The 6,932-nt window shown below is 53.7% G+C and carries 5 protein-coding genes; all 5 read right to left on the bottom strand.

Going from position 1 to position 6,932, the window contains the following annotated elements; genetic code table 11:
* Positions 1 to 270: 270 nt before the first annotated feature.
* Positions 271 to 1,719, bottom strand: a complete 1,449-nt coding sequence (locus ACR0M2_RS20520) for a mannose-1-phosphate guanylyltransferase/mannose-6-phosphate isomerase (protein WP_480706877.1) — start codon at positions 1,717 to 1,719, stop codon at positions 271 to 273.
* Positions 1,720 to 1,848: 129 nt separating this feature from the next.
* Entirely contained in the window at positions 1,849 to 2,580 is a 732-nt protein-coding gene (locus tag ACR0M2_RS20515; RefSeq protein WP_480706875.1) for a metallophosphoesterase family protein, read from the bottom strand.
* Between the two features lie 113 nt (positions 2,581 to 2,693).
* Positions 2,694 to 3,215, bottom strand: coding sequence for a hypothetical protein (locus tag ACR0M2_RS20510; RefSeq protein WP_480706874.1), 522 nt, complete (start codon positions 3,213 to 3,215; stop codon positions 2,694 to 2,696).
* 443 nt (positions 3,216 to 3,658) lie between these two features.
* Positions 3,659 to 4,480: a hypothetical protein gene (locus ACR0M2_RS20505; RefSeq protein WP_170362934.1), complete on the bottom strand. Its 822-nt coding sequence runs from the start codon at positions 4,478 to 4,480 to the stop codon at positions 3,659 to 3,661.
* Between the two features lie 73 nt (positions 4,481 to 4,553).
* Complete coding sequence (locus tag ACR0M2_RS20500; protein ID WP_480706872.1) at positions 4,554 to 6,362, bottom strand: galactosyltransferase-related protein; 1,809 nt, start codon at positions 6,360 to 6,362, stop codon at positions 4,554 to 4,556.
* Between the last annotated feature and the right edge of the window lie 570 nt (positions 6,363 to 6,932).

Raw genomic sequence — 6,932 nt, 5'->3', positions numbered from 1 at the left:
TCCGCCACATCCGACGGCGCAACAGGCAAAACATCACGCGCAGGCCCCGAAAGGCTGGAAACGCGATTGATAAAAGGGTTCATGCTCATCAACCCAACCTCACTCAGTCATCTCAATCAGAAACACCATAAACAAAACACAACTAACACAACCAAAACACACCGAACGGAACGGCTGCACCAAGCTTTCTGGGCAACAAAAAAGGCCCCCGTCCGGGGGCCTGATCAATGCGCCAGACCTGGCTGCGTGACGTCGGATGGGGTTGGAACGTCAACCCTTTGCGCCCTGACCGCGTGCATAAACATCCTCGTACCGGACGATATCATCCTCACCGAGATAGGTTCCGGTTTGAACTTCGATCAGAACCATCGGCACCTTTCCAGGGTTCTGCATCCGATGCACCGCCCCCAACGGGATGTAGACCGATTGGTTCTCGGTCACCAACTGTTCCTTGTCGTCGATCGTCACAAGGGCCGTGCCTTCGACAACGATCCAGTGTTCCGAGCGGTGGACATGGCTTTGCAGGCTCAGCGACGCGCCGGGGTGGACGTGAATACGCTTAACCTGGAACCGGTCGCCAACCACAAGGCTTTCGAACCAGCCCCAAGGGCGGTGATCCTTAGGGAAGGTTGTAGCCTGTGCAGCGCCTTTTTCCTTTAGCGCGCTCACCGCTTTCTTAACGTCCTGGGCCCGCGAGGCATCCGCAACCAGAACCGCATCATTCATCGCCACGGCGATGATGTTTTCAAGCCCTATGCCCACCAGCTCCAACTGGTCACTGTCCGAGCGCAGCAGCGCGTTGTGGCAATCAATGGCTGTGGCTCCGCCGCTGGTCACCACGCCGTCAGAATCCGGCCCGCTTTCTCGCCAGACTGCATCCCATCCACCCAGATCGGACCAAGCCGCGTCAAACGGGACAACCGACAGGTTCGTCGCCTTCTCCATCACCGCGTAATCGATTGAGATATCTTCGGCCTTGCCCCAGGGTTCAGGGTTCAAGCGCAGAAAGCCCAGATCCGGCGTTGCCGTATCGACGGCTGCCTCGACGGGCGATAGCAGTTCGGGCGCATGAGCCCGAAAGGCCGCAATCATATCCGATGCACGGAAAAGAAAGATCCCGGCATTCCATTTGAAATTGCCCGCTTCGAGCATTTCAGTTGCGCGAGCCAGATTTGGTTTTTCCACGAACTTTTTCAGCGAAACGGGTGATCCGCCGCTGTTCGATCCGCTCGCCAATTCGAGATAACCATAAGCCGTTTCCGGATGCGTTGGGGTGATCCCGAATGTTACCAGTTGCCCTTGCTCGACAGCCTCCAACCCGCGGGCAACCGCATTCTGGAACGCCGCTACATCAGGCACTACGTGGTCGGACGGCGCAACCAACAGCACCGCGTCCGGATCCTCGGCATGGGCGCGCAGCGCGGCAGCGAGGACCGCTGGGGCCGTATTCCGCCCTTCGGGCTCAATCAAAATAGCACCGGGATCAATGCCGACGGCCTGCAATTGCTCGGCCACGATGAAGCGGAAATCCGAATTGGTCAAAACCACCGGAGCAGCGAATTCCAACCCCGCCGCCGCGCCGGACAAACGCCGAGCTGAGGCCTGGAAAAGTGTCTCATCCCCAACAAGCGGCACAAATTGTTTGGGGTAACTCTGCCGCGACAACGGCCAAAGACGCGTCCCGGACCCGCCGCAAAGAAGAATAGGGGTGATCAACATTATAAGCTCGAAACCTGATTTAATTTAAACAGGTCCTATAAGATGTGAATTAGCGTGACAAGATTTTGCTCAGCTTCAACAGGAAAAAGCAAGTGCAACCGCGGATTTGCGCCTGTACGGGCTCAGTTTTCAGCCTTGTGCCGTCAAAAATCTGGGCTCCCCACCATCCAGGCAAACTGCACTTAACACACCAGTTGCAAAAGCGCCGGTATCAATGGAAATTCGTCCCTTTTGCGCGCCAGCCTCACCGACAATCGTATGCCCGTGTACAACCCAAACACCGTCGCGCCTGATTGTTTTTAGAAATGACGGATGACCCCAGATAAGAGTCTTTTCCGACTGGTTGGTGGGCGGAACATTGGGGTCAGCACCGGCATGCACCACAAGGACGTTGCCCGACATTTCCCAGGTCTTCAGCCCGATCACCCATTGATACAACGTGTCGCCCATCGCCTCTTGGAACCTGTCCCGGCACTCTGTCAGCTCATCACCGGTCATCTCAGCCCGGACCCCGCGCACATCGAACGAGGCCAAAGTCTGCAACCCGCCATAACGCAGCCACCGCGGACCCTGTTCCAAAGGGTCTTTCAGGAACCGCAGCATCATCTCTTCATGATTGCCTTTCAGGCAGGTTACATCGGGGCGCGCACTGATCAAGCGCAAGACCTCGGCGCTGCATTCTCCGCGGTCGACATAATCGCCCACCAGAATGATCCGATGGTCCTGCGGCACCTTGTTCAGTAGCTTTTCCAACTGCACGACGCAGCCATGCACGTCACCGATAACGCATATTGGAGTATCTGGGGTTGGTGGCAGAAACGGGGCACGCCGCCTGAACCGTCCGAAAAGGGATGACAGCACGATGAACTTTTCTCCTGCCCGGTTAGCCGTGAAAGGAGCCGATACAGGAAATCCGGCACCGGCCTTAGATCCAAACGTGATACCCGGCGACCTGACTGCGGGCAAGACCGGGTTCAGGCGGTTCGGCAGGCGGGCACGCCCATCTGTATGATCTCGCGGCCTTTGACCTTATAGAGCCCGTTGATCCGATTCCGGGCTTTGGTCATGAACCAGGATTTCAGCGGTTCCGGATAATAAGCAGCCATGATCTGACTGAAATAGTCGAAATCTTCTTGCGCAAGCGGACGACCGCTTTGGGAAGGACCGTGAAACCCAAAGGTGGTATCAGGATCAACGCAAGTTCCGGGCAACCCCAGAAACATCGTGCATGTCGAATAGCAGATACGGCCCCTGATCTCGACCAGAACTCCGTTGCGCTTGAGGTTTTCCAACTCGATCAAACGGTCATGCAGATAGCCGCCGCGATCGCTTCCCACGACCAGCAACTGCTGTGCCTGGGCGCGTGTTGGCGCAAGGGTCACCGGTATCAATGTCGCGACACTCAGCAAGACGATAGAAAACCGGACAATGCTACAAGCAGAGCGCTGTCCTGTTTGCGCTGACGCTTTGAAACAACAGTCGAGGAAACTCGGCATGGTTCTATCTCCGATTCCAGTAATGATCTGGATCAGGGCTAGAGAACCGCGATGCCTCAGCTGTGCGCTGCCTGTGGCGAAACTTGGCCTTAAATCAATGTTTTAATAGGTTTTTTATGTAAACTTTCCATGTCCAATACGCACGCAGCGTTGCGAGAATGACGCTTAGGGTCATGGGACGGTCTTAGATTCGGTGTCGCCGGGCGATACAGCGACAGATGCGTCTGCCCGATAGAACAAGCGCACAGAGATCAATACTCTCAGTCACTTGTAAACAAAACGCAGTATATCAGATCAAACACCCTTTACCAAACTGCCCACAAGTTTTGGACGCAACCAAGCGTGCGGGCGCGGATGTTTTTTTGTTTACCAGAGACTTGAAGCCAAACAGGGCTTTTCACCCGCATGTTTGTTCAGCAGCTTTGGAATAATGCGGGCAAGTTCTAATTCGACCAGCGCTTGGTACGCCGCTGGAGACGCCAAAGATCACACCAGTAAGAAATCCGCCAAGGTGAGCAAAGGGCGACCTTCCACCACTTCCGACTTTCCTGAAAAAGCTTTTGTTCATATTCCTTTTTGGAATAACGTTTGGGCAGCGCGATATGGATTCTTGAACTGAATTCCTGAGACGTGGCAGAGGCGGTTGCATTCAACATCGCACTCGTTTGCAAGGCCAACTGACGCCTCAGGCCGACTTCGAAGCTCGAGGGATGCACATAATCCAATACCATGTTGGCACTGTCACCACCTGCATCCGCCCAACTGACACCCAGCGCCGTATTGGTGAACACAACCGTGCTTTGCAGGTCGTCCCAATCGCTGTAAAAACTGTCCCATACCGCCGGGCGCACGATGTCCTGCAAAACGAACCCTTCGGCAAGAAACAGCAATGCCCAAAAGCTGGGCCATGAAATCAGCAGATCCTGAACCTGTTGTTCAGCTACGGGAACCGGTGAGAATACTACAATATCAGCGTAACTCGTTAGCAGGTTTACACTGTGTTCCGCTTCACTCAGGCTTGCCGCAGGAACGCCCTTAGTGACGTGAATGATACGAAGACCACCATCAGTGGCCTTCTGAGGAGAAACGGTCTTAGACAGCGCGCTAAAGGAAGATTGAGTGACACGTGGAACACCGCTCTGCTCATAGGCCGCGCACCATTCCGTGTGCTTTCGGCCTTCAAGAACGATAATTTCACTTACATGTTGCTTGCACGCTGAAACAACCTTCTCAACGGCTAAGCTCCTTGTTTCACTGTCATTCATTCAGATTTACACTCTGGCGGGTTTAGTAGGTATTCCTAAAGATTTGGACCGCTGTCCGGATTTTCGAGCGACATTAAAAATGCTGCCCAGATATCTCTAACCTCTGATTTTGAGACATTGAATGGGCGATTTCCGTAAACGAACTCCAGTTGCTTCCCAGCAAAAGCGGCGCACGCGACAGCAGGATTACATCTGCCAGCGCATATTTAAGCTGCACTTCAGATCGGTCATATACCGTTCTTGGCAGGCTGGTCACGCGATCTTGGTATTTCGCAGCGAAAGCACCATAGGATTCCGAGTTATCCGACGCCAGAAAAATCGTGGAATCGCCCTTGGCCTCCAGCAGTTGATCCAGACGTTTGAAGAAGAACGCATAGTGGGATCTGCTGCGGGCACGTCTGGAAATCTCGTCTTCTGACCGCGACCAGTCACCGGGAACGTCCCCATGAGGGTCCGTGGCCGCGCCGCCATTCATTCGCACGTGTACGGCGATGTCGTTTTGGCTGCGGACGGACTCGATCATCTCTTGCACATCCGCACTCGGTTTCAGCTCACGCAGGAATTTCCGTTCAATGGGGTCGTAGGGTTTGCCGAATGTAAACCTGTAAGCCGATTGGATGACGATATCCCGCTGCGCCTTAACCAATGAGGCGGTGTCAAAGGCCTCCCGGAATGCCTTGCTCATCAGGTCGACCGTTAACGCGTTCTCCGGGTCGTTCTCTTTGGTATCTTCGACAGCCCCGTCAAAGTCGAACAATGACGCAAAGGTGCAATCGCAATGTTCGTCAGGTACCCAGCGAATGATCAGTTCGCGATCGTGGATTTGTGAAAATGAAAACCCCGAAGCAATTGCACGCAATCGGTTGCCCAAACCATGCTGCGCATCGACGACAAGTTTTGGCTTTTGCAGGCTATGCCCCAGCGGAACGGTAACTTCGCCTGTGTTCTCTTCCGGTTGCAGCGACGTGTTGCTGATGGCCACTATGGCATCTTCCAACGAGCGGGTCATCAACGCATAATCCACAGCTTCGCAGGAAACAGAGACCGCAACACCTTTGAACACATCATGTATTGCGCTAACCGCTGCTTCGGCGCGTTCCATCCGCGTGCCAATAAGGTTTGTATCTACGCCGTAGGGGTGGCTGCGTCTTAACCGCAATATGTTCGCGGTTTCACTAAGCACCCGGAAACCCGTCATAGGGCAACTCACATCCCATGGGGCGCAGGACGACGCAGTTTGCCGGTTCAGCGCGATCCAGAACTGCGGATAAGATTGCACTTCATCCCATCCGGTGACCGGTGTGCTTTTGGGGCGCTCAACGCGTCTTACGTCGGAATGATCAATATGGCTGATGGTGTCGGGATCGACATCTTCTCTTTGCACGCCTGCGTCGGTCAGGCGTCCGTACAGGTCGTCGTCATCCCAGCCATAGGTGACAATCCGCTCGTTGAAGCCGTTAACAGCCAAAAGATTTTCACGCCCAACGACGAAAAAGCCGTTCACGTGGCTTTGTCCGGATTTCACCTGGCGCCAGTTTCCTGCAGTCAGTTGGTCAACACCTGTTGTGTTGCGGCTAAAGAACTCTGAATCGAGGATAATGTCACTGTCGACTTTGATAATCTTGTCTTTGGTCGCAGCGCGGAATCCCAGATTATACGCGTGGGACAAAATCCAGGATCCTTCATCCTCGACCCGAAGAATGCGTATACGTGGATCAGTTATCCCCGCTTTCCGAAGAGTGATCTCTACCGGAATTTCCGAACACCAGTCCACGATGATAACTTCGCCAATTTCCTGATGTACAAGCCACGTTGGCAATGTCTGCGCCAGGTGGTCATTTCGGTTCATGCAGCATGTGACAGCAGCAAAACCGGGTTCCATGGCTGCATCGGGTTCATATTCTGCGCCAGCTTCTTCAAATTTTGGAAGGTTGCGCCAAACGTCAGGTTGCGTTCGTATCTCATTGTAGAGGGCAGAAACCGAAGTTGGTGATTTAGCGTTCCGCACCGAAAGCTGTGCTCGAATCAAACTGCGAAATGTGTCCCTGGCCTCAACTGTTGTGACGGTGTCATCAGATGCGTTCGCATCGCAGAGGCTTGCAACTATATCTTTAGAAGATTGCATTTTCTCAGTTTGAACCCTTGGTATGCCAATGCCTTCGGTATCTTAATATTTTGGTCGTTCAATACATTCCAGCTAGGATTGCGTACAAACAACTTGAGCACCGAGTACCTGTTTGTTCAGGCGTGTCAATCACCAAAGACGGTATCATTGAAGCAAGCCTCCAAGATTTCAACCTGGATGAGCGGTGATACGCCGGAATCATTGTTTTGACGCCCTTGTCAAGTAAGCTTGCTGTCTTGGCTGGTCGAGCGTGTCAGTGGGTTTTAGGCTTTTGGTCCCAGAGGCTGAGGTCTATTTGGTTTTCCGGCATTGAAGCTTTGTTTTGGA

This window comes from Ruegeria sp. BE10 (assembly GCF_056538905.1).
The sequence above is the reverse complement of the archived record's forward strand: the minus strand, read 5'-3'. Positions and strand labels throughout refer to the sequence as shown.